Raw genomic sequence first — 23,768 nt, 5'->3', positions numbered from 1 at the left:
ATGCAGGAGGTCTGGCGCGCCGCGAGCCTGCTGGGCGGCGACCCGCAGGCGGACCGCGCGGTGCCCCCTTCGGGCTTCACGGCTCGGCTGACCACCTTCACGGCGGCGGCAATGGCCTTCCTCGCGGTCTTTGCCCTCGCCCTGTCGCTTGCGACCGGACGACTGGCCGACCGCTGGTCCGAGGAACTCGCCCGCAGCTCGACGTTGAGGATCTCGGCCCCCGCCGGCCAGATGGACGCGCAGATCGGTGCCGCTCTGGAGGTGCTGCGCACGACCCCCGGGATCGCGGAGGCCCGGCCGCTGCCGCCTGAGGAAACCCGGGCGCTGCTCGAGCCTTGGTTCGGGCCGGACCTGCCGGTCGAGACCCTGCCGATCCCCCAGCTCATCGCGATCACGGAGGAGGCCGGCGGCTACGACGCGACCGGCCTACGCGCCCGGCTGCAGGCGGAGGTGCCGGGAGCCGTGCTCGACGATCACACGCGTTGGCGTGAACCGCTGGTCGATGCGGCGACCTGGCTGAGGTTGCTGGGCCTGGTGGCCCTCGCCCTCATCCTCGCGTCCACCGCGGCCATGATCACGCTTGCCGCGCAGGCGGCCCTGGCCGCGAACGAGCAGGTCATCCGCGTCCTCAGGCTCGTCGGTGCACAAGACACCTACATCGCCCGCGCCTTCGTCCGGCGCTTCACCCTGCGCGCACTCGGCGGCGCCGTCGCAGGCGCCGCGCTCGCCGCGTTGGGCATCGCGGCACTTCCGAGCGGAGAAGCCGCCGGCGGCTTTCTCACCGGTCTCGGGTTCCGGGGGCCGGGGTGGCTCTGGCCGCTCGTCGTGCCGCCCTTCGCGGCCGTGGTGGCCTTTATCGCGACCCGGGCCGCCGCGCTCCGCACGCTGAGGGCCCAGTCATGAGCGTCCTCCGCACGATCCGCTCGCTGCTCTTCATCGGGCAGATGTACTTCGCGATGCTTCCCCTCGCGATCGCCTTCCTGCCCTGGGCGCTCTTCAGCCGCCGCGGCGCGGTCGCCGCCGCCCACGCCTACTGCTGGTGGGTGCGCTTCACCGCGCGCTGGATGGTCGGGATCCGGACCGAGGTCCGCGGCGAGGTGCCCACCGGCCAGGTCATGGTCGCGGCCAAGCACCAGAGCTTCCTCGACATCATCCTGATCTTCAGCGCGCTCGACCGGCCGAAGTTCATCATGAAGAAGGAGCTCGTCTGGGCTCCGATTCTCGGCCAGTACGCGCTGCGCATGGGCTGCATCCCGGTGGACCGGGGGAAGCGGGCCGAGGCGATCCGCAAGATGCTGGCGGACGTGGAACGCGGAAAGGTCGAGGGCGGCCAGCTCATCATCTACCCGCAGGGCACCCGGATCGCCCCGGGGGTGAAGGCGGCCTACAAGGTCGGCACCGGCGTGATCTACGGTCAGCTCGGCCAGCCCTGCGTGCCGGTGGCGACCAACGTCGGCCTCTTCTGGCCCCGGCGTGGCATCCGGCGGACGCCGGGCCTCGCGGTTGTGGAATTCCTGCCGCCCATCGCGCCGGGCCGTCCGGTGCCGGAGATGATGCAGGAGCTCGAGCGGGAGGTCGAACAGCGCTCCAACATGCTTATGGCCGAAGCGGGCTTCGCGCCGATCCGGGAAGGACAGGACGATGTGGATTGAGGACGTCGCCGAGATCGAGGCGCTCTACGGGGCGCCCTCGCCGAGATCTCTGGAAAAGGTCGTGACCCGGATCACGCCCGCCTACCGCCGCTGGATCGAAGCCTCCCGCTTCTGCGTGCTCTCGACCGTCGGGCCGGAGGGCACGGACGCGAGCCCGCGCGGCGACGACGGGCCGGTGGTTCGAGTCGCGGACGACCGGACGCTCCTGATCCCCGACTGGCGGGGCAACAACCGGATGGACTCGCTGCGCAACATCGTGCGGGACGGACGGGTCTCCCTCATGTTCATGGTGCCGGGTTCGAACAACGTGGTCCGAGTGAACGGCACCGCCCGGCTCGGCGCGGCACCGGAATTGACGGAGCGCTTCGAGCAGGCGGGCAAGCATCCGCGCAGCGTGATCGAGATTGCCGTGGGGGAGGTCTACTTCCAGTGCGCCAAGGCTCTCATGCGCTCCCGGCTCTGGACCTCGGAAGACGAGAGCGATGCCGTGCCCACGGCGGGCGATTTCCTGAAGGAACGCGACGAGAGCGTCGACGCGGAGGCCTACGACGCGTCCTACCCGGCCTACGCCGAACCGCGCATGTGGTGAGCTAGCCGATCGGGCAGTCCATGACGTCGAGGTCCACGGCATAGGTCGTTCCCGCCCCGTAGTGGTAGCCGCCCACGTCGATGTAGAGCCGCGCGCCCTTCACGAAGACATCCGCGTCGGACAGTGGCTCCGTCGTGACCGCGGTGTCGACCGAAGCGCCACGGAAGAGCACGCAGTCGGTCAGGAAATCCAGGACGTAGCCGTTGAACTCGATGTCCGGGAAGGACGCGCGGGGCATGTCGGGGTAGGTGATCACGACCCGCGCGTCGGAGATGTCGACCACCGCCGGAATGATGTCCCAGCCGTTCTGCGCACCTTCGGGGCCGAGGCCGTATTCGATCCCGGGCCCGACCTTGGCCGCGTGGCGCGCGCCGAGGAAGAGCGGTGCCTCCTCGGTCTCCTCGTAGAGCAGCGCGCCGAAGGTCACCTCGCGCCCATCGAGCCCGCCCGGCGCCCGCTCCGCCGCGACGGGCGCGGCGAGGAGGAGCAGGGCGAGCCCCGCGCGTATCACGCGGCGAGGCCCTTGGCGCCCAGCCCGAGGTATTTCTTGCGGCGGTTGTCGCGAAGCGCGGTCCCCTCCTGTCCGGAGAGGTCCTTGAGCATCGTCTCCAACGCCTTGCCGACGGCGGCAATGGCGGTCTCGGGGCCGCGGTGTGCGCCGCCCACGGGTTCCGGAATGATGCGGTCGCAGACGCCCAACTCGTGCAGATCCTGGGCCGTGAGACGCAGGGCCTCGGCCGCCTCGCGCATCTTCTCGGCGTCCTTCCAAAGGATCGAGGCGCAGCCCTCCGGCGAAATGACCGAATAGACCGAATGCTCGAGCATCGCGACGCGGTTGGCCGTCGCGAAGGCCACCGCCCCGCCGGAGCCACCTTCGCCGACGATCACGGAGATTAGCGGAACCTTGATAGAGAGGCAGGCCTCGGTCGAGCGGGCGATCGCCTCGGACTGGCCGCGCTCCTCCGCGCCCTTGCCGGGATAGGCACCGGGGGTGTCCACCAGGGTGACCACCGGAAGTCCGAAGCGATCGGCCATTTCCATCAGCCGGATCGCCTTGCGGTAGCCTTCGGGCCGGGCCATGCCGAAGTTGCGCTCGATCCGGGACTTGGTGTCGTTGCCCTTCTCGTGGCCGATGACCATGACCGGTTTGTCGTTGAGCCGTGCGAGGCCGCCCATCACCGCCTGGTCGTCCGCGAAGTTGCGGTCGCCGGCGAGGGGTGTCCACTCGGTGAAGAGCGCGTCGATGTAGTCCTTGCAATGCGGGCGCTGCGGGTGGCGTGCCACCTGGGTCTTCCGCCAGGGCGTGAGGTCGGAATAGAGCGACTTGAGAAGCTCCGCCGCCTTCTTGTCGAGGGCCTTCGCCTCGTCCTCGACGTCCATTCCCTCGTTCGTGCGGGCCAGGGAGCGCAGTTCCGTCGCCTTCCCCTCGATCTCGGCGAGGGGTTTCTCGAAGTCGAGATAGTTGGTCATCAGAGGTCCCGGTGCCCGTTGAGCCTTTACGGCTATATGGCCGGGCGCGGGCCCGGATGCAACGTGGAGCGCGGTTCAGCCGTCGCCGGAGATCATCTCCGCCTGGCGCACGATGACCTCCGCCTGCCGGATCGAGGCGATGTCCACCAGCCGGCCCTTGTAGACCGTCGCGCCCTCGCCCCGCGCGCGGGCCTCTTCCATCGCCGCAAGGATCTCGCGGGCCTCGGAGACCGCTGTATCCGACGGCGTGAAGACCTCGTTGGCCAGCGCCACCTGCTTCGGATGGATCGCCCATTTGCCGACCATGCCGAGCACCGCCGAGCGGCGGGCCTGGGCTCGATAGCCCTCGTCGTCTGAGAAGTCGCCGAATGGGCCGTCCACCGGCAGCAAGCCATGCGTACGGCAGGCCGCGACGATGGCGGCCTGCGCCCAATGCCAGGGATCGGCGTAGTGGCGGGCACCCTCGTGAAGCATGTAGTAGAGCTCCTGCGTCCCGCCGATGCCGGTGGTCGCCATGCCCATCGAGGCCGCGAAATCCGCTGCGCCCAGGGACATGGCCTGCATCCGAGGCGAAGCGGATGCGATCTCCTCGACGTGGCTCAGGCCCGCGGCGCTCTCGATGATGACCTCGAAGCCGACCGGCTTGCTGCGCCCTGCCGCCAACTCGGCGGCAGTCACGAGCGCGTCGACGGCGTAGATGTCCGAGGCATTGCCGACCTTCGGGATCATGATCTGATCGAGCCGCTGGCCCGCCTGCTCCATGAGATCCACGACGTCACGGTACCAGTAGGGCGTGTCGAGGCCGTTGATGCGGACCGAGAGCGTTTTCCTCCCCCAGTCCACCGCGCCGATCGCCTCGATGACCGCCGCGCGGGCAGCAGCCTTGTCGCCCGGCGAAACGCTGTCCTCGAGGTCGAGGTTGATCACGTCCGCCGCGCTCGCCGCCATCTTGGGAAAGAGCTCGGGACGCGAGCCGGGGCCGAAGAGCTGGCAGCGGTTCGGTCGGGCCGGCGGGGCGGGCTGAGTGCGGAAGGACATGTTGAGTGAGAAACTTTCGTGCGCTGATGTATTTGCCTTGGTTATATTGTGACCCACCCACCCGCAACCCCGCATCGAGCCGGTCGCCTCCTGCGGAACCCGGCAGCCCGCTTGGGCGTCCCCTCTAAGCAGTTGCGAGGAGGGATGTCTTATGATGGGGTTATCGAAAGGGATCGGACTGACGGGGCGGCTGCTCGACCGAATGCCGGTGCTGGCGCGGGGAGCCGATGGCCTGCTTTCTGCGTCGCCAGCCGAACCCGCCAAGCCGAAGGATGACCGCACGATGATCAAGACCCCCTACCTGCTGTTTCTGGGCGACGCCCCCGATGCTCTCGCCGCGAAGGTGGCCCAGGGCATCCGCGACTGGCGGCCGGAGAACGCCGTCGGCCAATTCCGGCTGCCGGGCTGCAAGGCAGACCTCCGCCTGCCCGACATGTCCCTGGAAGAGGCGCGTGCGGCAGGGGCCCAGACGCTGGTCATCGGCGTCGCCAACCGGGGCGGCGTGATCTCCGACACGTGGAAGGAAGTGCTGATCGACGCCCTCCGCGCCGGGTTCGATCTCGCCTCCGGGCTGCACACCCTGCTGCGTGATCAGCCCGACCTGGTGGAGGTCGCCAAGGCCGAGGGTCGCAGCCTGCACGATGTGCGTATTCCGACGGTCAAGTACCCGATCGCCGACGGGAAGAAGCGGACCGGGAAGCGCTGCCTCGCCGTGGGCACCGATTGCTCGGCCGGCAAGATGTACACCGCGCTCGCCATGGACGCCGAGATGCGCAAGCGGGGGCTCAAGTCCTCCTTCCGCGCGACAGGGCAAACGGGGATCCTGGTGACCGGCGAGGGCGTGCCGCTCGACGCGGTGATCGCGGACTTCATGGCCGGATCGGTGGAATGGCTCACGCCGGACAACGAGCCCGACCACTGGGACCACATCGAGGGGCAGGGCAGCCTTTTTCACGTCTCCTACTCCGGCGTGACGATGGCGCTCATCCACGGCGGCCAGCCGGACGCGCTGATCCTCGCGCACGAGCCGACGCGCACCCACATGCGCGGATTGCCGGACTACCCGCTCCCCTCGCTGGAGCAGCTCCGCGACACGGCCCTGCCGCTCGCCCGGGTCGCCAACCCGAACTGCCAGGTCGTGGGCATCTCGGTGAACACCGCCGCGCTCGACGATGCGGCGGCGATCGACTGCCTGCGCGAGATCGAGGACCGGATGGGCCTGCCCGCCGCCGACCCCTTCCGCCAGGGCGCGGGACGGCTGGTCGACGCACTGGAGGCGCTGTGAGCGCCCGCCGGGCGCCGGAGGGAGAACCGACATGTTGAGCGTCGAGGCCGAGAGCTTTCGTCTTGCGGAGGCCTTCACCATCTCGCGCGGCTCGCGCACCGAGGCGAAGGTGCTGACGGTCCGTGCGGGCAACGGCTGGGGCGAATGCGTGCCCTACGCCCGCTACGACGAGACTCTGGAGAGCGTCACGGCCGAGATCGAGGGTCTGCCGGACACGATCGATTCAGGCAGCCTGCAGGAGGCCCTGCCGCCCGGGGCCGCGCGGAACGCGGTCGACTGCGCCTTCTGGGACGCGGCTGCGAAGGCGGCGGGGGTGCGGGTCTGGGAGCTCATCGGGATGTCCGAGCCCGGGCCCGAGGTCACAGCCTACACGCTCTCGCTCGGCGAGCCGGACGCGATGGAGGCTTCGGCGAGAAAGCATGCGCACCGGCCCCTGCTGAAGATCAAGCTCGGCGGCGAGGGGGACATGGCCCGGCTCGAGGCCGTCCGGCGCGGCGCGCCGCGCACCCGGATCGTGATCGACGCCAACGAGGGCTGGACGGCGGAAGTCTATTCCGAGCTCGCACCGCACCTGGTGCGGCTGGGCGTGGAAATGGTCGAGCAGCCCCTGCCGGCGGGACAGGACGGGATGCTGGCCGAGATCGAGCGGCCGCTGCCGGTCTGCGCGGACGAGAGCTGCCACGACCGCGCCTCGCTTCCCGATCTCAAGGGCAAGTACGACATGGTCAACATCAAGCTCGACAAGACCGGGGGCCTGACCGAGGCCCTGGCGCTCAAGGAAGCGGCCCTGGCGCAGGGCTACCGGATCATGGTGGGCTGCATGGTGGGGTCCTCGCTCGCGATGGCGCCGGCGGTGCTGCTGGCGCAGGGGGCGGAGGTCGTGGACCTCGACGCGCCGCTGCTGCTGGCGGAGGACCGGGCGGTGCCGCTGCTCTACGACGAAGCCGGGGTTCACCCGCCAGACGCCCGGCTCTGGGGGTAGCTGTCCAAGTTTGGACAGGCATATAGATGGCTGTAATATATACATAAATTAGGTTAACGGGAATCCCGTTAACCATTCGTCGGCCCCCGTAGGCTCCTCGCGAAGTCACTCCGCGGCCTGGTACAGGGGCTGCGGCACGACCCCCTCTGCCTCGGCTTCCGCGCGCAGCCAGCGGCGGAACTCGCTGATCCGCGCATCGTCCGCACGGGCTTCGGGGCAGGCGACGGCATAGATCGACATGGGCAGGGTCGTCACGTCGAAGAGGCGCTCCAACCGGCCCGAGGCGATCGTGCCGCGAACCACGGAGTCGTAGGCCAGCGACACGCCCTGGTGCTGCTCCACCATGGTCGTCGCCAGCTCGCAGTTGGGATAGGTCGGGCCCGGCGGCAGCTTCGCTCCTGCAAGGCCCGCCGCGGCGAACCATTCGGCCCAGGCATCGTCCGTCTCGTCGTAGAAGAGCGTGAGCCGCAGCAGGTCCTCCGGGCGGCGCACGTTCTCGCGTTCCCGCAGGTCCGGCGAGATGACCGGATACCTTGCCGAGGCCATCAGGGGCTCGACCAAGAGGCCGGGTGTCGGGCGGTCCGACCACTGGATCACGACGTCCGCGTCGTTCGTCGCGAAGTCGAGGGAGGGCGCCCCGTTCGAGACCCGCAGCCGGATGTCGCGGCCGAAAGGCAGCTTCGGCAAGCGGGGCACGAGCCAGCGCGCGGCGAAGCCCGGTGTCGAGAGAACGCGCAGGGGGAGCGACGCGCCACGGACGGCCTCGGTCTCTTCGGTGAAGGCGTCCAGGAGGTGGGTCAGCTTCCCGGCATAGCCCGCGCCCGTCAGGGTGAGCGCGATCCGGTTGCCAGACCTCTCGAAAAGCTGCGTGTCGAGAAAGCCCTCCAGGGCCTTGATCTGGTGACTCACGGCCGAGGGCGTCAGGCACAGCTCCTCCGCTGCAGCCTTGACCGACATGTGCCGCGCGGTGGCCTCGAAGGCCCGGACGGCGGCGAAGGGGGGAAGCTTGCGTCCCATCTCTCTGCCTGAACTCAGCTCATGCGAGCCTGAAAAGCGATCGTTCGGTGCCGTTGGGTAAGCAGCGTACCATCGAGACACCAAATCTCAAAATCACGCATCGGAGGTTTCGATGTTTCGCTCTCGTATCGCCGTGGCATTCGCCACGGCCCTGGCAAGCTTTTGCCCGGTGCTCCCGGGCGCAGAGACCGCACCGCCCGAGCCGGTCGCCGCGTGGCAGCAGGCCGACAACATGACCACGCTCATCGGGTCGCTCGAGGTCTGGCTCGATGCCCGGGCGGAGTGGCCGCGCCGCGAGACTTCACCGCGTGTCAGACTCGTCAGCGAGTGGCAGGCGGCGGCGCGGCAGGGGGGCTCGGCGAGCTTCCAGCGCGGCAGGCTTCGCGGTCTCTATGACCCGGAGGAGGCCGAGATTCTGCTGGTGCTCCCCTGGGACCCGCGCAATGCGGTCGATGTCTCGGTCCTGCTGCACGAGCTCACCCATCACAGGCAGGCGCCGCATCACTGGTATTGCCGGGGGGCACAGGAATTGCCGGCGTACCGGCTGCAGGACGCCTGGCTCGCGGAGCAGGGGTATTCGCTCGACGTGAACTGGGCCGCCGTCGTGCTCGATTCCGGATGCACGCCGAGGGACATCCACCCCGAGTGACCCCTCCCCGTTACAGCCGGTCCCGGAAGTCGCAGCCGATGGGATTGATTTCGCCCGCCGCACTGCGGAAAAGGGCAGGGGAACCTGCGGGGACGGGGCGTGCAGCTGCGCAACATCACATACGGGGTCGCGCTGACGCTGATGCTGGGCTGGCTGCTCTGGGTCGGGCGACCCGTGGTCGTACCGGTCATCGCGGCGCTCATCGCGGTCTACGTGCTTTCGACCGCCGCGGCGGCCATGGCACAGGTGCCGGTACTCGGGCGCCTGCCGGACTGGGTGCGCCGGACGCTGGCGCTCGGTGCCTTCGCGCTGGGGGTGGTCGGGCTCTTCGTGCTGGTCATCAACAACCTCGCGCAGGTGGTCTCGGTCCTGCCGCGCTACGAGACCAACATCGAGGCGCTGATCACCCGGGTAGCGAGCCTCGCCGGGATCGAGGACGAACCCACCTGGGAGAACGTCCGGCAGGCGACCTTCGACCAGATCGACATCCGGTCGCTCGCCGCCCCGGCGCTGTTCTCGCTTCAGGGGCTCGGGACGACGCTCTTCCTGATCGTGCTCTACGCGGCCTTCTTCCTCGCCGAGCGCGGGGCGCTGGCACGGAAGGTGGTGATCGCGGCGGGTGGTCCGGCCGAGGGCGAACGGACGCTGGGCATCCTGGCGCGGGTCAACGACCGGATCGGGCGGTACCTGCTGGTCAAGACCATCGTCAACGCGATCCTGGGCGCGATCTCCTATCTGCTGATGCTGCTTCTCGGGATCGAGTTCGCGCTGTTCTGGGCGGTGCTCATCGCCTTCCTCAACTACATTCCCTACATCGGCTCGCTGCTCGGCGTGGTGTTCCCGGTACTGCTCAGCGTGGCGCAGTTCGGGACGCTCTGGATGTCGGGACTGGTGATCCTCGCGCTCTCGGCGGTGCAGATCTTCGTCGGCGGCTATCTCGAACCGCGGATGATGGGGCGGGCCTTCAACCTCAGTCCCTTCGCCGTGTTGCTGGCGCTGGCGGTCTGGAGTTCGCTCTGGGGCGTCGCCGGGGCGGTGCTGGCGGTGCCGATGACGGCGAGCCTGGTGATCGTGCTGGCCGAGATCCGGGCGACCCGGCCGATCGCTGTCATGCTCTCGGCCAGCGGCGAGGTCTGACGGGCCCGGCCCTTGACCCGGGCGGATAATTTGCCATGCAGGCGGGTGACCCTAAAGGAGGCCCCCTCATGCGCACCGTCTACGTCAATGGCCAGTACCTGCCCGAGCAGGAGGCGAGCGTCTCGGTCTTCGATCGCGGGTTCCTTTTCGCCGATGGCGTCTACGAGGTGACGAGCGTCCTGGGCGGCAAGCTGATCGATTTCGCGGGCCACGCGCGGCGGCTGCAGCGCAGCCTGGGCGAGCTGGAGATGCGCAGCCCCGTCGAGGAGGACGAGCTGCTGGAGATCCACCGCGAGCTGGTGCGGCTCAACGAGATCGAGGACGGGCTGGTCTACCTGCAGGTGACACGGGGCGCGCCCGCCGACCGGGACTTCGCGTATCCGCCGGAAGACACCGAGCCGACCATCGTCCTCTTCACCCAGTCGAAGCCCGGCCTGGCCGAGAGTCCGGCCGCGAAGACGGGCATCAAGGTCGTGACCATCCCCGACGCCCGGTGGGCGCGCCGCGACATCAAGACGGTCCAGCTGCTCTATGCCTCCATGGGCAAGATGATGGCCAAGAAGGCCGGTGTCGACGACGCCTGGATGGTCGAGGAGGGGCAGATCACCGAGGGCACGTCGAACAACGCCTACATCGTGAAGGACGGCAAGATCATCACGCGGGAGTTGTCGACCGACATCCTCCACGGGATCACCCGGGCCGCCGTGCTGCGCATGGCGCAGGAGGCTCAGATGCAGGTGGAAGAGCGCGGCTTCACCCCCGAGGAGGCGAAGGAGGCCGACGAGGCCTTCGTGACCTCGGCCTCGACCTTCGTCATGCCGGTGGTGGAGATCGACGGCACGCCGCTCGGCGACGGCACGCCGGGGCCCATCGCGAAGCGGCTGCGGGAAATCTACCTGGAAGAAAGCCGGAAGGTCGCGATCTGAGAGGCGGCAGGGGCCGCAGCCGGAGACCGGTTGCGGCCCACGGGCACCGCGGGTCAGACAGTGCGCCCCCGTGCTGGACCGACGCATGCGCGACGCCGGATTCCCGGAGGCCGATGATCGACCGGAGCCAGCTGAAACAGCCGGGCCGGCCTCATGTCGAATGAAATGGACAGGGGGGCCGAAACGATCAAGACAGACGTGATCACATCGGTGGGAAGGGGGCCGTGAGCCGCCCTCGGGTCAGCCTGCGATGAGGCGGATGCTTCCGGCGTCGAGTTCGTCGGGGCGGACGCCGACGATGCGGGCGAGGGTCTTGCCGCCCATGACCACGTCGCAGCCGCGACCGGAGTCGCGGAAGATCACTTCGTCGCCGTCCTGGGCATTGTCGACTGTGAGAGTGAGCGTCTGACGGTCCGGGTCGAAGCCCTGGACCAGCATCGGCGGCTCGGACTCGAAGACACGGCCCACGAAAGAAGAAATGGCTCCAAAGAGTGTCGGGCGCAGCGCCGTATCCGTCATGTCATTTCCTTCCTGTCGCGGCCAACCCGGCCATTCCTCGTCTCGTCTGGCAGCGGAAATAGTCGGGCGGTATAGAACGTGTCAAAGCTTTGCGTATCTCGTTTCGATACAGTTACCGATCCGTATCCGGGACTCGGATTAGTCGCTGAAAGCGGTCAATCCGAGGAAAATTGAACCGGAACGACAGGCAGGATGGCGACTCATAGCCGGAATGTGCCCGGATTGTGTCGAAACTGCGGCGCGACGGTCTCAGCGCTGGTATTCCGCCTTCCAGCGCTCGTATGGCATGCCGTAGAAGTCCTCCCGCGCCTCCTCTTTCGAAAGCTCTATGCCGCGCTCCTCGGCGGCCTCGGCGTACCAGCGGCTGAGGCAGTTGCGGCAGAACCCGGCGAGCTCCATCAGGTCGATGTTCTGCACGTCGGTCCGCTCTTCCATCAGGTGCTGGCGAAGCCTGCGAAAGGCGGCGGCCTCGAGCTCGATGCGGGTGGACTCGTCGATCTGGGTCATGGCTGTCTCCCTTTCCCACGCAATATGGGGAGTGCCTCAGGCGGCGTCCATCCGGGCCGCGGCCTCTCGCAGCAGCGGCGCCAGCCGTTCGGCCCAGGCGCGTTGGCCCGCTTCGTCGGCGATCAGGTCATGGCGGATCTCGATCAGCGCGTTGGGCCGACCGTGGTGAAGCGCGTGGCGGTCCACTGCGTCGCCCGGCAGGTGGCCAGGGTAGGGTTCGTTCTCGCCAACGATGAGATCCCGCTCCTCCGAGAGCCGGTCGATGAGCGGACGCGAGAGCCGCTCGTCCCAGGCGTGGAGGATGCCGAGGTGCCAGGGGCGGGGACGGCGACCGCGCAGCCGAGGCGTGAACGAGTGGATGGCGAGATAGAGAGTCGACTCCTGCCGGGCGGCGCAGCGGGCGACGGCATCGTGGTAGGGCGTGTAGAGCAGTCCCTTGCGGCGGTCGACCTCGGCGGCGTCGACGCGGCGGTTCCCGGGGATGATGGTCCCGTCATAGAGCTTCATCACCAAGGTCGGATCGTCGGCGCCGCGGTTCGGGTCGATGACCAGGCGCGAGAAGTTTGACAGCACCGCGGGGCACTCGAGCAGGGCGGAAAGGTGACGCGAGACGCCGGCGGCGCCCACGTCGTAGGCGATGTGGCGTTGCATATCGGCCGCGGGCAGCCCGAGATCGCCGCCGCAGATCTCGGGCGGGACGCGGTTGCTCGCGTGGTCGCAGGTCACGAGCCACCGGCTTTTCGCGGTTTCGTTGACGATCTCGTAGGCGGTTTGTGTCATGGCAATGTCGTTGTCGTTCTCCCCGGCCTTAGGCTAGTTGTCGGCGAAAGGGAATCCGGCGATAAGGCGCGCGTTAGCGTTAACGCCCCAAGAACGGCCACGGAGGCAGTCATGAAACGCCATCGCAACGTGAAGATCGTCGCGACGCTTGGACCCTCGTCCAGCGACTACGAGACGATCCGCGCGCTCCATGCTGCGGGGGCCGATGTCTTCCGCCTGAACATGAGCCACGGCGACCATTCGGAGATCCGTGCGCGTCACGACATCATCCGACAGGTCGAGAAGGACGTGGACAGCCCGATCGGCATCCTCGCGGACCTGCAGGGCCCGAAGCTGCGCGTCGGCACCTTCCAGGACGGCTCGGCGGAACTCGAAGTCGGGCAGAGCTTCCGGCTCGACCTCGACGACGCCGAAGGCGACGAGACGCGGGTGAAGCTGCCACACAAGGAAATCTTCGACGCGCTCGAGCCGGGCGCGGCGCTGCTGGTCAACGACGGCAAGATCCGCCTCAAGGTCAAGGACTGCGGCCGCGACTTCGCCGACTGCGAGGTGGTCGTCGGCGGTACGATCTCCAACCGCAAGGGCGTGAACGTCCCCGACGTGGTGCTGCCGCTCGCCGCGCTGTCGGAGAAGGACCGCAAGGACCTGCACTTCGTGCTGGAGCTCGGCGTCGACTGGGTCGCGCTCTCTTTCGTGCAGCGCCCCGCGGACGTCGAAGAGGCCCGCGCGATCGTCCAGGGCCGGGCGCGCATCCTGTCGAAGATCGAGAAACCCGCCGCCGTGCGCAGCTTCGAGGAGATCCTCGAGGCCTCCGACGGCATCATGGTCGCCCGGGGCGACCTTGGCGTCGAGCTGCCCGTCCAGAACGTCCCGCCGATCCAGAAGCGGCTGGTGCGCAAGTGCCGCGCCGCGGCCAAGCCGGTGATCGTCGCGACGCAGATGCTGGAGAGCATGATCGAAAGCCCGATGCCCACCCGGGCAGAGGTCTCGGACGTGGCCGCCGCGATCTACGAGGGCACCGATGCCATCATGCTCTCGGCCGAGAGCGCGGCGGGACAGTTCCCTGTGGAGGCGGTCCAGACGATGGACAACGTCGCCGCCGAGGTGGAGAGCGACCCGACCTACCTGGAGATCATGGCGGCGAGCCGCACCGCCCACCGCGAGAGCGTGCCGGACGGTGTCGTCTCCGCCGCGCGCGAGATCGCGGAGGCGACCGACGTGCTCGCGATCTGCTGCTTCTCCGAAAGCGGGACGACGGCGCTGCTCACCGCGCGGGAGCGGCCGCAGGTGCCGATCATCGCGATGACCACGATCCGCCTGACGGCCCGGGCGCTCTGCCTGACCTGGGGCGTGAACCCGGTGATGACCGGCGACCTCGACCGCTTCAAGACGGCGGTGGTCTATGCCGTCCGGGCCGCGCGGACGATCCTCGGCGCGAAGCCGGAGGACAACATCATCGTCGTCGCCGGCGTGCCCTTCAACACTCCGGGCTCGACCAACATCCTGCGCGTGGCACCCTGCGAGGAGCGTCTGATCTTCCGGCAGGAGCCGGGCTGACGCGCAACAGCCGGAGCCTGTCCCTAAAGAAGTCTCTCGCCCTGTAGCCGACCTTGGGTAAACTCCCCAAGGGACACAGGTGTGAGGGACACGGTTTGGATAATGATCTGCTCGTCGTGATCGGCGTGATCCTGTTCGCGCTCTCCCTGCCTGCCTTGCTCAATGCCGTCACGCACGGCATCCCGCCCCGGGGTGCGCTGCTGGCGCTCGTCGTGGGCGGGGCCATGACCGGGGTCGGGATCGTTCAGCATCCCGGCAGCTACCAGTTGAGCGACGTGCCGGAGAGCTTCGCGCGGGTCTACGCGCGATATATCGACTGACCGCGCTCCGGGGGCTTGTCAGCCTGCGCCTCGGCTTCTATACGGCGCGCTCTACCGTCGCGGCCGGCCGGAAGTGGCATGCCGAGTCGCGGCGTCAAGACGGCAAAGGAGACCGAAATGCCCAAGATGAAGACGAAGTCGAGCTGCAAGAAGCGGTTCAAGGTGACGGCCTCGGGCCGGATCAAGGCCGGCCAGGCGGGCAAGCGCCACGGCATGATCAAGCGCACCAACAAGTTCATTCGTGATGCCCGCGGGACCACGCTTCTGTCCAAGGCTGATGAGCAGATCATCAAGCCGATGATGCCCTACAGCCGGTAAGGAGGACGAAAGATGCGAGTCAAAAGCGGAACCGTCACCCATCGTCGCCACAAGAAGGTCACCGACGCGGCCAAAGGCTATTACGGCCGCCGCAAGAACACCTTCAAGGTCGCCAAGCAGGCCGTCGACAAGGCCAACCAGTACGCGACCCGCGACCGTCACAATCGGAAGCGCAATTTCCGCGCGCTGTGGATCCAGCGGATCAACGCCGCGGTCCGCGCCCATGACGAGAGCCTGACCTATTCCCGCTTCATCAACGGCCTTTCGCTGGCCGGGATCGAAGTGGACCGCAAGGTGCTGGCCGATCTCGCCGTGCACGAGCCCGATGCCTTCGGCGGTATCGTCGACAAGGCGAAAGCCGCGCTGGCCGCCTGATCGGTCGATAGAGCCAATCGAGAGGCCGCCTCCGGGCGGCCTTTTTCGTTTCAGGGCCGGGCGCAGCCCTCCCAGTCCTTGAACGCGCGGTAGCCGGCGGCGTTGACCGCGGCCCGTTCCGCCCCGGAGAGCCCGACCCAGTCGGCCGGTCCGACGCCGGGCACGAAGGCCAGTTTCACCGCGATGAAGACCCGGCTGCAGCGGTCGGCGGTTTCGGCCCCGAGCGGCCCCGTCTGCGCGGCCGCCTCGCAGGCGTAGTAGGTCGAAAGCGGAGGGCCGAGGCCCGGAGGGGCGGCGCAGGCGTCTGCGAGGGCGGGACAGGCGGCCAGGACCGGGACGAGGAACTTCATCGCGAACTCCTTTCGCGTGGATTCCTCCCCAGGGCCGCGACGGGACCCGCGACTTGAGCATAGCATGAACACGGGCATCCGGGCCCTCAAGTCACGGAGAGCGGGGCGCCCGTGGGGCAGGCCGGCGCCGAATGGGGCAGGTCCGGACGACCTGCCCGAAGATGCGGCAAGACAGACCCGGCGAGGGCCTGTCACCGCGCCGAGGTTTCCTGTAGGGGAAGCGCGACTCTTGTTCCCTTGGAGGCCCGCAATGCTGAAGAACGACCCGCTCGAGCAATGGGACCGCGACATCTTTCTTCATCCGTCGACTCACCTGGCGGAGTTCGCGCGCGGCAACGTTCCGCAGAGGATCGTGACAGGCGGCAAGGGCAGCCACATCACCGACCGCAACGGCAACCGGCTGCTGGACGGCTTCGCCGGGCTTTACTGCGTCAACGTGGGCTATGGCCGCCAGGAGATCGCCGAAGCCATCGCCGACCAGGCGCGCGAACTGAGCTATTACCACGCCTACGTCGGCCACGGGACCGAGGCCTCGGTCACGCTGGCCAAGATGGTGCTGGACCGTGCGCCCGATCACATGTCCAAGGTCTATTTCGGCCTCGGCGGGTCCGACGCGAACGAGACCAACATCAAGCTGATCTGGTACTACAACAACATCCGCGGCCTGCCGGAGAAGAAGAAGATCATCTCGCGCTGGCGCGGTTACCACGGCTCGGGCTTGATGACCGGCTCGCTGACGGGGCTGCACCTCTTCCACAAGAAGTTCGATCTGCCGATGGCGCAGGTCCTGCACACCGAGGCGCCCTACTACTACGGCCGGCCGAAGGGCGAGATGACCGAGGAAGAGTTCTCGGCTTGGTGCGCCTCCGAGCTCGAGGCGATGATCGAGCGCGAGGGCCCCGAGACGATCGCCGCCTTCTGGGCCGAGCCGGTGTTGGGCACCGGGGGCATCGTGCCGCCGCCCAAGGGCTACTGGGAGAAGATCCAGGCGGTCCTGGAGAAGTACGATATCCTGCTGGTGGCGGACGAGGTCGTGACCGGCTTCGGGCGTCTCGGCTCGATGATGGGCTCGGACCACTACGGCCTGAAGCCCGACCTGATCACCATCGCCAAGGGTCTGACCTCCGCCTACGCGCCGCTCTCGGGCTCCATCGTCAGCGACAAGGTCTGGAAGGTCCTCGAGCAGGGCGCCGACGAGCTGGGCCCGCTGGGCCACGGCTGGACCTACTCCGCCCACCCGATCGGTGCGGCGGCTGGCGTCGCCAACCTCAAGCTGATCGACGAGCTGGGACTCATCGAGAACGCGGCCACCGTGGGCCGCTACCTCAACGACCGGATGCGCGAGACGCTGGGCGATCATCCCAACGTCGGCGAGATCCGGGGCGAGGGGATGCTCTGCGCGGTGGAGCTCACCGCCGACCGGTCGACGCGCGCCGCGCCCGACGCTGGCGACAAGGTCACGCAGCGGGCCGTGGGGCATCTGCTCGAGAACGGGATCATCGCCCGCGCCATGCCGCAGGCCGAGATCATCGGCTTCGCTCCGCCCTTCTGCCTGACTCAGGACGAGGCCGACGAGATCGTCGAGAAGACGGCCCGCGCTGTGAACGAGGTCTTCGGCAGCGGAACGTCTCCGCGTCCGGCCACGGGACCGGGGGCGGACGACGTAACGCGGTAAGGTGACGGTCCGGCGCCCGGGCGCCGGGATCAGACGCTGCGGGTCAGGTCGAGGAAGACGTCCTCGAGGTCGGCCTGCTCCGTCTTCACGTCGCGAATGCGGATCCCGGCCGTGCGCACGGCCTCCAGCACTGAATCGGCCGTGATGCGCGTGCTCGGATAGGTGAAGGCGAAAGAGCCCCCCGCGCGCTCTTCCACGGTGACGCCATCGGGCATCGCCGGCGGCCTAGCCGGCGCATCGGGTTCGATCACCATCGTCTTGGCATCCAGCCGCGACAGGAGGTTCGGTGTCGTGTCCCGGGCCACGACCGCGCCGTGGTTGATGATGGCGATCTCGTCGCACATCTGCTCGGCTTCCTCGAGATAGTGCGTCGTCAGGATGATCGTGATGCCCTGGTCGTTCAGCTTGCGCACGTTCTGCCACAGCATGTTGCGCAGCTCGATGTCGACGCCCGCGGTCGGCTCGTCGAGCACCAGGATCTGCGGGCTGTGGACCAGCGCCTTGCCGAGCAGCAGCCGCCGCCGCATCCCGCCCGAGAGCGAGCGCGCGTAGGCGTCGGCCTTGTCGGTCAGCCCGATGAGCTCGAGGATCTCGTCCGTCTTACGCTGCGACTTCGGGACACCATAGAGCCCGGCCTGCACCTCCAGCGCGGCGCGCGGGGCGAAGAAGGGGTCGAGATGGAGCTCCTGCGGCATCACGCCGATCGCGGCCCGGGACTGGCGCGGATTGCGGTCCTGATCGAATCCCCAGATCTTCACGGTGCCCGCTGTTTTGACGACGAGCCCCGCCAGGATGTTGATGAGCGTGCTTTTGCCCGCTCCGTTCGGGCCGAGCAGCCCGAAGATCGAGCCGCGGGGCACGTCGAGATCGACGCCGGTGAGCGCTTCCTTCGCCTCGGTCTTCGCCGTTGCGCGGTAGGTCTTCCGCAGCCCCTGGATTTCGATGGCCTTGCCGGTCATGCCTGCCCCTCTTGTCCCTGCGCCTTGACAGCGCCTGAGCGGGATGTAAGCCGAAGGGCGCAGCACGGCAACCAGACGAGAGGCCCAGCCAATGTCCTATCCCGCGCCCGAGACGAAGATCGTGTCGACCTGGCGCGTGGCCTGCGACGGCGGGCAGGGCGCCCTGGGGCATCCCCGCGTCTGGTACACGATCCCGCAGGACGACGGGTATATCGACTGCGGCTACTGCGACGCCCGCTTCATCCACGAGAGCTTCAAGGACAAGGTCTCGGAAAAGACCTGAGCGGTCCCTAGTAGCAGAGCACCGTGTCCGCCGCGTCGGCGAGCGCCACGAGGCGGTCCGGCATGGCGAACTCGGCCTCGCGGCCCGCAAGCAGCGCCTCGTCGTAGCCGCGCGCCTTGGCCGACATCCCCGACAGGTAGAACCGGGCCGCCCCCGCGCTCAGCGCCTCCAGGTGATCGCCGACCCGGCCGGTGCCCTGGCCCGTGACGTCGGCATGATCCTCAGACAGCAGGTGCACCGCTTCGCCTGCGAGAAACAGGCTCACCGAGTGCCCCTCCTTCTGCGCCGTCGCGGCGACCAGCAGCCCGAGGGCCGCCTTCGTCGGATCCGCGGGCCCGGTGTGGATGTGGACCAGAAACGTCGACATGGCATAACCTCCTGCATTACCCAAGGGCAGCCTACCATAAGCGTGAGCGTCGCGAAGGGCCTCCCGGCTGGCAAACCGGGCGGCATCGTGTCAAATCGGTCCGGCCACTATTGAACGGGGTCCCTCATGGCGTTCGGCAAGGGCTGCCACCTTCACCTGATCGACGGATCGGCCTTCATCTTCCGGGCCTACCATGCGCTTCCGCCGCTGACGCGGAAGTCCGACGGCATGCCGATCGGTGCCGTCTCGGGCTTCTGCAACATGCTTCAGCGCTACGTGGAGGGGAACGAGGGCGGCGACGTCACCCATGTCGCGGTGATCTTCGACAAGGGCTCGCACACCTTCCGCAACGACCTCTACGACAAGTACAAGGCCAACCGGGACGAGATGCCCGAGGACCTGCGCCCGCAGATCCCGCTGACCCGCCGCGCGACAGAGGCCTTCAACATCGCCTGCAAGGAGATGGAGCATTACGAGGCCGACGACATGATCGCGACGCTGGCCTGCCAAGCCCGCGAGGCCGGCGGCCGGGTGACGATCATCTCGTCCGACAAGGACCTCATGCAGCTCGTGGGTGACGGCGTGGTCATGCTCGACGCCATGAAGAACCGCGTGATCGACGTGGAGGGCGTGGAGGAGAAGTTCGGCGTGAGCCCCGACCGGGTGGTCGACGTGCAGGCGCTCGCCGGGGACTCCGTCGACAACGTGCCCGGCGCGCCGGGCATCGGCATCAAGACGGCCGCGCTCCTGATCAACGAGTTCGGCTCGCTCGAAGAACTGCTGAACCGTGCCGAGGAGATCAAGCAGCCCAAGAGGCGCCAGACCCTGATCGAGCACCGCGAGCAGATCGAGCTCTCCAAGCGCCTCGTGCAGCTGGACTGCGACACCCCGCTCGACTTCACGCTCGACGACCTGGAGGTCCGCGACCCCGATCCCGAGCGGCTGCTGGGCTTTCTCGCCGAGATGGAGTTCCGGACGATCACCAAGCGGATCGCCGAGAAGCTGGGCGTCGAGGCGCCCATCATCGAGGAGACCTCGCCCGCCGCCCCCGCCGCCCAGGACGAGCCGCCCGCCGCCCCCATCGACCCCGAGGCCTACGAGTGGGTCCAGGAGCCCGGCCAGCTGGCGAAGTGGGTCGAGGCGATACGCGAGCGCGGCTACGTCGCCATCGACACCGAGACCACCGGCCTCGACGAGATGACCTGCGACCTGGTGGGCATCTCGCTCGCCGTCGAACCGGGCGTCGCCTGCTACGTCCCGCTCTGCCACCGGGACGGCGAGGAGGGGCTGTTCTCCGGGCCCGGCTATTCAGAGGGGCAGATGCCGCTCGACGAGGCGCTCGCCCTGCTGCGGCCCGTGCTGGAGGATCCGGCGATCCTGAAGATCGGTCAGAACCTGAAATACGACCTCAAGGTTCTCGGCCGCTACGGCGTCGCCATGGCGCCGATCGACGACACGATGCTGCTGAGCTACGCGCTCAACGCCGGGCTGCACAATCACGGCATGGACGCGCTCTCGGAGCGCTACCTCGGCCACCGGCCCATCGAGATCAAGTCGCTGATCGGCACCGGCAAGAGCCAGATCACCTTCGACCGCGTGCCGGTGGCGGAGGCGGTGAAATACGCCGCCGAGGATGCCGACGTCACCCTGCGGCTCTGGCAGGTCTTCAAGCCCCAGCTCCACGTCAAGAAGGTCACCACAGTCTACGAGACGCTGGAGCGCCCGCTGATCCCCGTCCTCGCGCGGATGGAAGAGACCGGCATCAAGGTCGACCGCGATACGCTGAGCCGCATGTCCGGCGCCTTCGCCCAGAAGATGGCCGCGCTGGAGGAGGAGATCCACGGCCTCGCCGGCCGCCCCTTCAACGTGGGCTCGCCCAAGCAGCTTGGCGAGATTCTCTTCGACGAGCTCTCGCTGACCATGCCCGACGGCAAGGCGCCCAAGAAGGGCAAGACCGGGGCCTACGGAACCGGCGCCGACGTACTGGAGGATCTCGCGACCCTGCACGACCTGCCCCGCCGGATCCTCGACTGGCGGCAGCTGTCGAAGCTCAAGTCGACCTACACCGACGCCCTGCAGGAGCACATCAACGCCGACACCGGCCGGGTGCACACCTCCTACTCGCAGGCCGGCGCCAACACCGGGCGGCTCGCCTCGACCGAGCCGAATCTGCAGAACATCCCCGTCCGGACGGAAGAGGGCCGCCGGATCCGCGAGGCCTTCGTGGCCGAACCGGGCAAGGTGCTGGTCAGCCTCGACTACTCGCAGATCGAGTTGCGCATCCTCGCCCATGTCGCCGATATCGAGGCGCTCAAGGCCGCCTTCCGCGAGGGGCAGGACATCCACGCCGCCACCGCGTCGGAAATGTTCGGCGTGCCCATGGAGGAGATGACGCCCGAGATCCGCCGCCAGGCCAAGGCCATCAACTTCGGGGTGATCTACGGCATCTCGGGCTTCGGCCTCGCCCGCAACCTGCGCATCCCGCAGGAAGAGGCTCAGGGATTCATCGACCGCTACTTCGAGCGCTTCCCGGGCATCAAGGACTACATGACCGAGACGACGGCCTTCGCCAAGAAGATGGGCCACGTCCAGACGCTCTTCGGCCGCAAGATCCACACCCCCGAGATCAACGCCAAGGGGCCGGGGGCCGGCTTCGCCCGCCGTGCGGCGATCAACGCGCCGATTCAGGGGACGGCGGCCGACGTGATCCGCCGGGCGATGATCCGCATGCCCGCCGCCATCGCGGACATGCCGGCGCAGATGCTGCTGCAGGTCCACGACGAGTTGCTCTTCGAGGTGGAAGCCAACGCGGCCGACGCCCTGATCAAGCGGGCGAAGGAGATCATGGAAGGGGCAGCCCTGCCCGCCGTGGACTTCTCCGTGCCGATGGTGGTCGAGGCCGGATCGGGCGAAAGCTGGGCCGCCGCGCACTGAGCGCGGCGTCACGGCCCGTCCCCTGCCAACCGTGACGCAGGACAGGACGGCAGGAGGGGACGCTGTCCTTCACCGTCTGCGGTCATCGCTTCGCAGCTGTACCGCGCGACCACCCAAGCACCGCAAGCCTAAGAAGAGGTGAATATCCCCTTCACCGTCTGTCGTATCGCAGGGGGTGAACCGGCCGCGCCAGCGGCCGGGAGGGGGACAGCGTCCCCCTGAACCCGCCCGGTCCGCCGCGACGCGCCGGGGCGGGCTCGTCGAGCGCCGCCCGCAGGGCGGCCCCGTTACCTTACAGCCTGTCGGTGATACGGAGCGCGCCGTCTTCGAGGGTCACGCGCCAGGCCTTCGCCTCGATCTCCGTCCCGGCCACGGTCTGGTAGCCCTCCACCTTCAGCCTGTCGCCCGAAAGCCGGCCCGCGGCCCGGCTGCCGTCGGCGAAGCTCAGGGCGACCTTCTGGCCCGAGGCTGCGATCGCTTCGGCGCCCGAGGCCAGGCGGCCCACCGCGCCGGGGTAGAGGTGGCTCGACGGAAACTCGATCTCGGTCATCGCAAACTCCAACGAAAAAGGGCCGGGAAATCCCGGCCCTCGATCAACGCGATGGCGCGCGCCTCAGTTCACGGTCTCGGCGTCCTCGACCTGGCGGGTCTCGGTCGCGGCCGGCTCGGCCTTCGCGATCGCGATGCGACGGGGTTTCAGCGCCTCGGGCACCTCGCGCTTCAGCTCGATGTGCAGCATGCCGTCGCGGTGGCTCGCCCCCTCGACGCGGACGTGGTCGGCCAGGTGGAACCGGCGCTCGAAGGCGCGGGTCGCGATGCCGCGGTGCAGGTAGTGACGCTCGCCCTCGTCCTCGGACTTGCGGCCGGTCACCAGGAGCGCGTTCTCGCGGACCTCGACGTTGAGATCGGCGTCGGAGAAGCCGGCGACGGCGATCGAGATGCGCCAGGCGTCGTCGGCGGTCTTCTCGATGTTGTAGGGCGGGTAGGTCTGGGTGCCGGGATCGTTGGTCAGGACCCGGTCCATGAGGTCGGCGATCTGGTCGAAGCCGACGGTCGCACGGTAGAGCGGTGCGAGATCGAAGGTACGCATGGGGTCATCCTCCATTGAGCGATAACGTGATGGTGGGCCCTCCCGCGAGGGACGAACCCGGAGACGGAACCCGAAGCCGGCGTTCCGCGGAGGAAATTTGAGATTTGGCCGCCCGCGTTTCAAGACCCCGCGGGGTCAGGGCCGGACGAATTTCGCCCCGCCCGCGCGGATGCCGCTTTCGCCCGGCCGCTGGACCTCGATGGTCGAGGGCGGGGTCCCCGCGATCTGTCCGCCGCCCGCCGCGATGATCTCGCGCAGCCGCGCCAGCGGCTCGTCGAGCGCCATGCCGAGCGCGACGCGGCCGTTCTCCACCTCGGCCTTGGCCGAGACGAGCGAGACGATCCGCGCCTGTCCGCCGGCCATCGAGAAGACCGGCGCCCCTGAAGACCCGAAGTTCACGTCGCAAGACATCACCCAGACGCCCGCCTGCTCGCCCAGGACCGAGCACATCTCCTGCAGCGAGGGCAGTTCGGCCCGTTCCATCGCGTAGGAGACGATGCCCACGGACTCGCCGGTCTGCACGGCGCGGCCGAGCTCGAAGGGAATGATGTTGGTGGTCCGGATCGGCCGCACGAGTTCCAGCAGCGCCACGTCCCGCAGGACGTTCTCCATCGCCGCGCCGCCCTCGAAGAGGTAGTCGGGATGCGCCACCGCCCGGCGCACGTCGCGGTAGGCCAGGGCCCGCCCGTCGCGCAGGCCCGCGAGGAACTCCATGCGCGCGGGATCGATGCGCTCGCCCGTTCCGCTCTCGTAGAGGCAGTGCGCTGCGGTGAGCACCAGGTCCTCGGCGATGAGCGAGGCGGTGCAGAAGCCCTTGCCGTCGATGTCGAGGCGCCCGACGGCCTCCCAGCCGCGCACGGCGTCCCCGGTCTGGAGCGCGGTCAGCCCGCTGTCCGCCCGCTGCTGCGCGACGGCGGGCATGGCACAGGCGGCCCAGAGGCCGAGAAGAAGGACGGCTTTGCGAAGCATGTGGTCTGATCCGGATCGAC

The 23,768-nt window shown here is 68.3% G+C and carries 28 protein-coding genes; 15 read left to right on the top strand and 13 right to left on the bottom strand.

Translation table 11 applies throughout. The annotated features are described in order from the left end of the window. From F3S47_RS04650 to F3S47_RS04640, 3 genes are read left to right on the top strand one after another with little or no spacing between them, the layout of a single operon-like run. Window positions 1-903 carry a cell division protein FtsX gene (locus tag F3S47_RS04650; protein WP_150444222.1) on the top strand — a complete coding sequence of 301 codons (903 nt, stop codon included), beginning with the start codon at window positions 1-3 and terminating at the stop codon, window positions 901-903. Beyond that, on the top strand, window positions 900-1,652 hold the full coding sequence (locus tag F3S47_RS04645; protein WP_150444022.1) for a lysophospholipid acyltransferase family protein: 753 nt from the start codon (window positions 900-902) through the stop codon (window positions 1,650-1,652). The genes F3S47_RS04650 and F3S47_RS04645 overlap by 4 nt, the downstream gene beginning before the upstream one ends. Next, on the top strand, window positions 1,642-2,241 hold the full coding sequence (locus F3S47_RS04640; protein WP_150444021.1) for a pyridoxamine 5'-phosphate oxidase family protein: 600 nt from the start codon (window positions 1,642-1,644) through the stop codon (window positions 2,239-2,241). Before F3S47_RS04645 ends, F3S47_RS04640 begins: the two co-directional genes overlap by 11 nt. Window position 2,242: 1 nt before the next feature. On the opposite strand, the gene F3S47_RS04635 is transcribed toward F3S47_RS04640, so the two are convergent. The 3 genes from F3S47_RS04635 to F3S47_RS04625 all read right to left on the bottom strand — a co-directional run bounded on the left by F3S47_RS04635 (window position 2,243) and on the right by F3S47_RS04625 (window position 4,749). Then, window positions 2,243-2,752 (bottom strand): hypothetical protein, encoded by a 510-nt coding sequence (locus F3S47_RS04635; protein ID WP_150444020.1) that lies wholly within the window; start codon window positions 2,750-2,752, stop codon window positions 2,243-2,245. Continuing rightward, window positions 2,749-3,711 (bottom strand): acetyl-CoA carboxylase carboxyltransferase subunit alpha, encoded by a 963-nt coding sequence (locus F3S47_RS04630; RefSeq protein WP_150444019.1) that lies wholly within the window; start codon window positions 3,709-3,711, stop codon window positions 2,749-2,751. Before F3S47_RS04630 ends, F3S47_RS04635 begins: the two co-directional genes overlap by 4 nt. A 75-nt stretch (window positions 3,712-3,786) precedes the next feature. Beyond that, window positions 3,787-4,749 carry an L-malyl-CoA/beta-methylmalyl-CoA lyase gene (locus tag F3S47_RS04625; RefSeq protein WP_150444018.1) on the bottom strand — a complete coding sequence of 321 codons (963 nt, stop codon included), beginning with the start codon at window positions 4,747-4,749 and terminating at the stop codon, window positions 3,787-3,789. A gap of 283 nt (window positions 4,750-5,032) precedes the next feature. Between F3S47_RS04625 and dgcN the strand changes: the two genes are divergently transcribed. Beyond that, entirely contained in the window at window positions 5,033-6,034 is a 1,002-nt protein-coding gene (dgcN, locus tag F3S47_RS04620; RefSeq protein WP_150444221.1) for an N-acetyltransferase DgcN, read from the top strand. 31 nt (window positions 6,035-6,065) lie between these two features. Then, complete coding sequence (gene dgcA / locus F3S47_RS04615) at window positions 6,066-7,016, top strand: N-acetyl-D-Glu racemase DgcA (RefSeq protein ID WP_150444017.1); 951 nt, start codon at window positions 6,066-6,068, stop codon at window positions 7,014-7,016. A 105-nt stretch (window positions 7,017-7,121) separates the two neighbouring features. Here dgcA and F3S47_RS04610 read toward each other — a convergent pair whose 3' ends face one another. After that, window positions 7,122-8,033 carry a LysR substrate-binding domain-containing protein gene (locus tag F3S47_RS04610; protein ID WP_150444016.1) on the bottom strand — a complete coding sequence of 304 codons (912 nt, stop codon included), beginning with the start codon at window positions 8,031-8,033 and terminating at the stop codon, window positions 7,122-7,124. Window positions 8,034-8,145: 112 nt separating this feature from the next. Here F3S47_RS04610 and F3S47_RS04605 point away from each other — a divergent pair, with 112 nt between their 5' ends. The 3 genes from F3S47_RS04605 (at window position 8,146) to F3S47_RS04595 (ending at window position 10,745) form a co-directional block, all read left to right on the top strand. Beyond that, on the top strand, window positions 8,146-8,682 hold the full coding sequence (locus F3S47_RS04605; RefSeq protein WP_150444015.1) for a DUF6647 family protein: 537 nt from the start codon (window positions 8,146-8,148) through the stop codon (window positions 8,680-8,682). A gap of 99 nt (window positions 8,683-8,781) precedes the next feature. Further along, complete coding sequence (locus F3S47_RS04600) at window positions 8,782-9,819, top strand: AI-2E family transporter (RefSeq protein WP_223877715.1); 1,038 nt, start codon at window positions 8,782-8,784, stop codon at window positions 9,817-9,819. 68 nt (window positions 9,820-9,887) lie between these two features. Continuing rightward, a complete protein-coding gene (locus F3S47_RS04595) occupies window positions 9,888-10,745 on the top strand; it encodes a D-amino-acid transaminase (protein ID WP_150444014.1) in 858 nt (285 codons plus the stop codon). 240 nt (window positions 10,746-10,985) lie between these two features. Here the strand turns inward: F3S47_RS04595 and F3S47_RS04590 are convergent, their stop codons facing one another. From F3S47_RS04590 to F3S47_RS04580, 3 genes are all read right to left on the bottom strand, one after another. After that, the gene (locus F3S47_RS04590; RefSeq protein ID WP_150444013.1) at window positions 10,986-11,264 is read right to left on the bottom strand and encodes a hypothetical protein; all 279 of its coding nucleotides are present in this window, start codon (window positions 11,262-11,264) and stop codon (window positions 10,986-10,988) included. 249 nt (window positions 11,265-11,513) lie between these two features. Further along, window positions 11,514-11,762, bottom strand: a complete 249-nt coding sequence (locus tag F3S47_RS04585; RefSeq protein WP_150444219.1) for a DUF1244 domain-containing protein — start codon at window positions 11,760-11,762, stop codon at window positions 11,514-11,516. 45 nt (window positions 11,763-11,807) lie between these two features. Then, window positions 11,808-12,551, bottom strand: a complete 744-nt coding sequence (locus F3S47_RS04580) for an N-formylglutamate amidohydrolase (protein WP_150444012.1) — start codon at window positions 12,549-12,551, stop codon at window positions 11,808-11,810. A 111-nt stretch (window positions 12,552-12,662) separates the two neighbouring features. On the opposite strand from F3S47_RS04580, the gene pyk reads away from it, so the two are divergent. From pyk to rplT, 4 genes are all read left to right on the top strand, one after another. Further along, complete coding sequence (pyk, locus tag F3S47_RS04575) at window positions 12,663-14,108, top strand: pyruvate kinase (RefSeq protein ID WP_150444011.1); 1,446 nt, start codon at window positions 12,663-12,665, stop codon at window positions 14,106-14,108. A gap of 95 nt (window positions 14,109-14,203) precedes the next feature. Continuing rightward, the gene (locus F3S47_RS04570) at window positions 14,204-14,428 is read left to right on the top strand and encodes a hypothetical protein (protein ID WP_150444010.1); all 225 of its coding nucleotides are present in this window, start codon (window positions 14,204-14,206) and stop codon (window positions 14,426-14,428) included. A gap of 117 nt (window positions 14,429-14,545) precedes the next feature. Beyond that, window positions 14,546-14,746: a 50S ribosomal protein L35 gene (gene rpmI / locus F3S47_RS04565; RefSeq protein ID WP_150444009.1), complete on the top strand. Its 201-nt coding sequence runs from the start codon at window positions 14,546-14,548 to the stop codon at window positions 14,744-14,746. Between the two features lie 12 nt (window positions 14,747-14,758). Then, window positions 14,759-15,121: a 50S ribosomal protein L20 gene (rplT, locus tag F3S47_RS04560; protein WP_150444008.1), complete on the top strand. Its 363-nt coding sequence runs from the start codon at window positions 14,759-14,761 to the stop codon at window positions 15,119-15,121. 50 nt (window positions 15,122-15,171) lie between these two features. Here the strand turns inward: rplT and F3S47_RS04555 are convergent, their stop codons facing one another. Further along, window positions 15,172-15,471 (bottom strand): hypothetical protein, encoded by a 300-nt coding sequence (locus tag F3S47_RS04555; RefSeq protein ID WP_150444007.1) that lies wholly within the window; start codon window positions 15,469-15,471, stop codon window positions 15,172-15,174. 250 nt (window positions 15,472-15,721) lie between these two features. Between F3S47_RS04555 and F3S47_RS04550 the strand changes: the two genes are divergently transcribed. After that, window positions 15,722-17,146, top strand: a complete 1,425-nt coding sequence (locus tag F3S47_RS04550) for an aspartate aminotransferase family protein (RefSeq protein WP_150444006.1) — start codon at window positions 15,722-15,724, stop codon at window positions 17,144-17,146. Between the two features lie 29 nt (window positions 17,147-17,175). Here the strand turns inward: F3S47_RS04550 and F3S47_RS04545 are convergent, their stop codons facing one another. Next, the gene (locus F3S47_RS04545; protein WP_150444005.1) at window positions 17,176-18,105 is read right to left on the bottom strand and encodes an ABC transporter ATP-binding protein; all 930 of its coding nucleotides are present in this window, start codon (window positions 18,103-18,105) and stop codon (window positions 17,176-17,178) included. Window positions 18,106-18,196: 91 nt separating this feature from the next. On the opposite strand from F3S47_RS04545, the gene F3S47_RS04540 reads away from it, so the two are divergent. Further along, a complete protein-coding gene (locus tag F3S47_RS04540) occupies window positions 18,197-18,388 on the top strand; it encodes a zinc-finger domain-containing protein (protein ID WP_150444004.1) in 192 nt (63 codons plus the stop codon). Between the two features lie 7 nt (window positions 18,389-18,395). Here F3S47_RS04540 and F3S47_RS04535 read toward each other — a convergent pair whose 3' ends face one another. Then, window positions 18,396-18,755: a DsrE family protein gene (locus F3S47_RS04535; protein ID WP_150444003.1), complete on the bottom strand. Its 360-nt coding sequence runs from the start codon at window positions 18,753-18,755 to the stop codon at window positions 18,396-18,398. Window positions 18,756-18,881: 126 nt separating this feature from the next. On the opposite strand from F3S47_RS04535, the gene polA reads away from it, so the two are divergent. Next, a complete protein-coding gene (gene polA, locus F3S47_RS04530; protein WP_150444002.1) occupies window positions 18,882-21,689 on the top strand; it encodes a DNA polymerase I in 2,808 nt (935 codons plus the stop codon). Window positions 21,690-21,981: 292 nt separating this feature from the next. On the opposite strand, the gene F3S47_RS04525 is transcribed toward polA, so the two are convergent. The 3 genes from F3S47_RS04525 to F3S47_RS04515 form a co-directional block, all read right to left on the bottom strand. Further along, window positions 21,982-22,239: a hypothetical protein gene (locus F3S47_RS04525; RefSeq protein WP_150444001.1), complete on the bottom strand. Its 258-nt coding sequence runs from the start codon at window positions 22,237-22,239 to the stop codon at window positions 21,982-21,984. A 63-nt stretch (window positions 22,240-22,302) separates the two neighbouring features. Next, the gene (locus F3S47_RS04520) at window positions 22,303-22,779 is read right to left on the bottom strand and encodes an Hsp20 family protein (protein ID WP_150444000.1); all 477 of its coding nucleotides are present in this window, start codon (window positions 22,777-22,779) and stop codon (window positions 22,303-22,305) included. Window positions 22,780-22,914: 135 nt separating this feature from the next. Further along, window positions 22,915-23,748: a trypsin-like serine peptidase gene (locus F3S47_RS04515; RefSeq protein WP_150443999.1), complete on the bottom strand. Its 834-nt coding sequence runs from the start codon at window positions 23,746-23,748 to the stop codon at window positions 22,915-22,917. Window positions 23,749-23,768: the final 20 nt, after the last annotated feature.

The organism is Histidinibacterium aquaticum, assembly GCF_008710275.1.
In the GTDB taxonomy this organism is placed as follows: Bacteria; Pseudomonadota; Alphaproteobacteria; order Rhodobacterales; family Rhodobacteraceae; genus Oceanicola; species Oceanicola aquaticus.
This window is presented reverse-complemented; position numbering and strand designations above follow the sequence as displayed.

Coding starts and splice junctions, on each gene's coding strand:
- rpmI (WP_150444009.1), top strand. CDS start 14,546: ATGCCCAAGATGAAGACGAAGTCGAGCTGCAAGAAGCGGTTCAAGGTG.
- F3S47_RS04605 (WP_150444015.1), top strand. CDS start 8,146: ATGTTTCGCTCTCGTATCGCCGTGGCATTCGCCACGGCCCTGGCAAGC.
- polA (WP_150444002.1), top strand. CDS start 18,882: ATGGCGTTCGGCAAGGGCTGCCACCTTCACCTGATCGACGGATCGGCC.
- F3S47_RS04625 (WP_150444018.1), bottom strand. CDS start 4,749: ATGTCCTTCCGCACTCAGCCCGCCCCGCCGGCCCGACCGAACCGCTGC.
- F3S47_RS04580 (WP_150444012.1), bottom strand. CDS start 12,551: ATGACACAAACCGCCTACGAGATCGTCAACGAAACCGCGAAAAGCCGG.
- rplT (WP_150444008.1), top strand. CDS start 14,759: ATGCGAGTCAAAAGCGGAACCGTCACCCATCGTCGCCACAAGAAGGTC.
- F3S47_RS04545 (WP_150444005.1), bottom strand. CDS start 18,105: ATGACCGGCAAGGCCATCGAAATCCAGGGGCTGCGGAAGACCTACCGC.
- F3S47_RS04515 (WP_150443999.1), bottom strand. CDS start 23,748: ATGCTTCGCAAAGCCGTCCTTCTTCTCGGCCTCTGGGCCGCCTGTGCC.
- F3S47_RS04630 (WP_150444019.1), bottom strand. CDS start 3,711: ATGACCAACTATCTCGACTTCGAGAAACCCCTCGCCGAGATCGAGGGG.
- F3S47_RS04535 (WP_150444003.1), bottom strand. CDS start 18,755: ATGTCGACGTTTCTGGTCCACATCCACACCGGGCCCGCGGATCCGACG.
- pyk (WP_150444011.1), top strand. CDS start 12,663: ATGAAACGCCATCGCAACGTGAAGATCGTCGCGACGCTTGGACCCTCG.
- F3S47_RS04540 (WP_150444004.1), top strand. CDS start 18,197: ATGTCCTATCCCGCGCCCGAGACGAAGATCGTGTCGACCTGGCGCGTG.
- dgcA (WP_150444017.1), top strand. CDS start 6,066: ATGTTGAGCGTCGAGGCCGAGAGCTTTCGTCTTGCGGAGGCCTTCACC.
- F3S47_RS04650 (WP_150444222.1), top strand. CDS start 1: ATGCAGGAGGTCTGGCGCGCCGCGAGCCTGCTGGGCGGCGACCCGCAG.
- F3S47_RS04590 (WP_150444013.1), bottom strand. CDS start 11,264: ATGACGGATACGGCGCTGCGCCCGACACTCTTTGGAGCCATTTCTTCT.
- F3S47_RS04595 (WP_150444014.1), top strand. CDS start 9,888: ATGCGCACCGTCTACGTCAATGGCCAGTACCTGCCCGAGCAGGAGGCG.
- F3S47_RS04550 (WP_150444006.1), top strand. CDS start 15,722: ATGCTGAAGAACGACCCGCTCGAGCAATGGGACCGCGACATCTTTCTT.
- F3S47_RS04645 (WP_150444022.1), top strand. CDS start 900: ATGAGCGTCCTCCGCACGATCCGCTCGCTGCTCTTCATCGGGCAGATG.
- dgcN (WP_150444221.1), top strand. CDS start 5,033: ATGATCAAGACCCCCTACCTGCTGTTTCTGGGCGACGCCCCCGATGCT.
- F3S47_RS04640 (WP_150444021.1), top strand. CDS start 1,642: ATGTGGATTGAGGACGTCGCCGAGATCGAGGCGCTCTACGGGGCGCCC.
- F3S47_RS04525 (WP_150444001.1), bottom strand. CDS start 22,239: ATGACCGAGATCGAGTTTCCGTCGAGCCACCTCTACCCCGGCGCGGTG.
- F3S47_RS04555 (WP_150444007.1), bottom strand. CDS start 15,471: ATGAAGTTCCTCGTCCCGGTCCTGGCCGCCTGTCCCGCCCTCGCAGAC.
- F3S47_RS04610 (WP_150444016.1), bottom strand. CDS start 8,033: ATGGGACGCAAGCTTCCCCCCTTCGCCGCCGTCCGGGCCTTCGAGGCC.
- F3S47_RS04520 (WP_150444000.1), bottom strand. CDS start 22,779: ATGCGTACCTTCGATCTCGCACCGCTCTACCGTGCGACCGTCGGCTTC.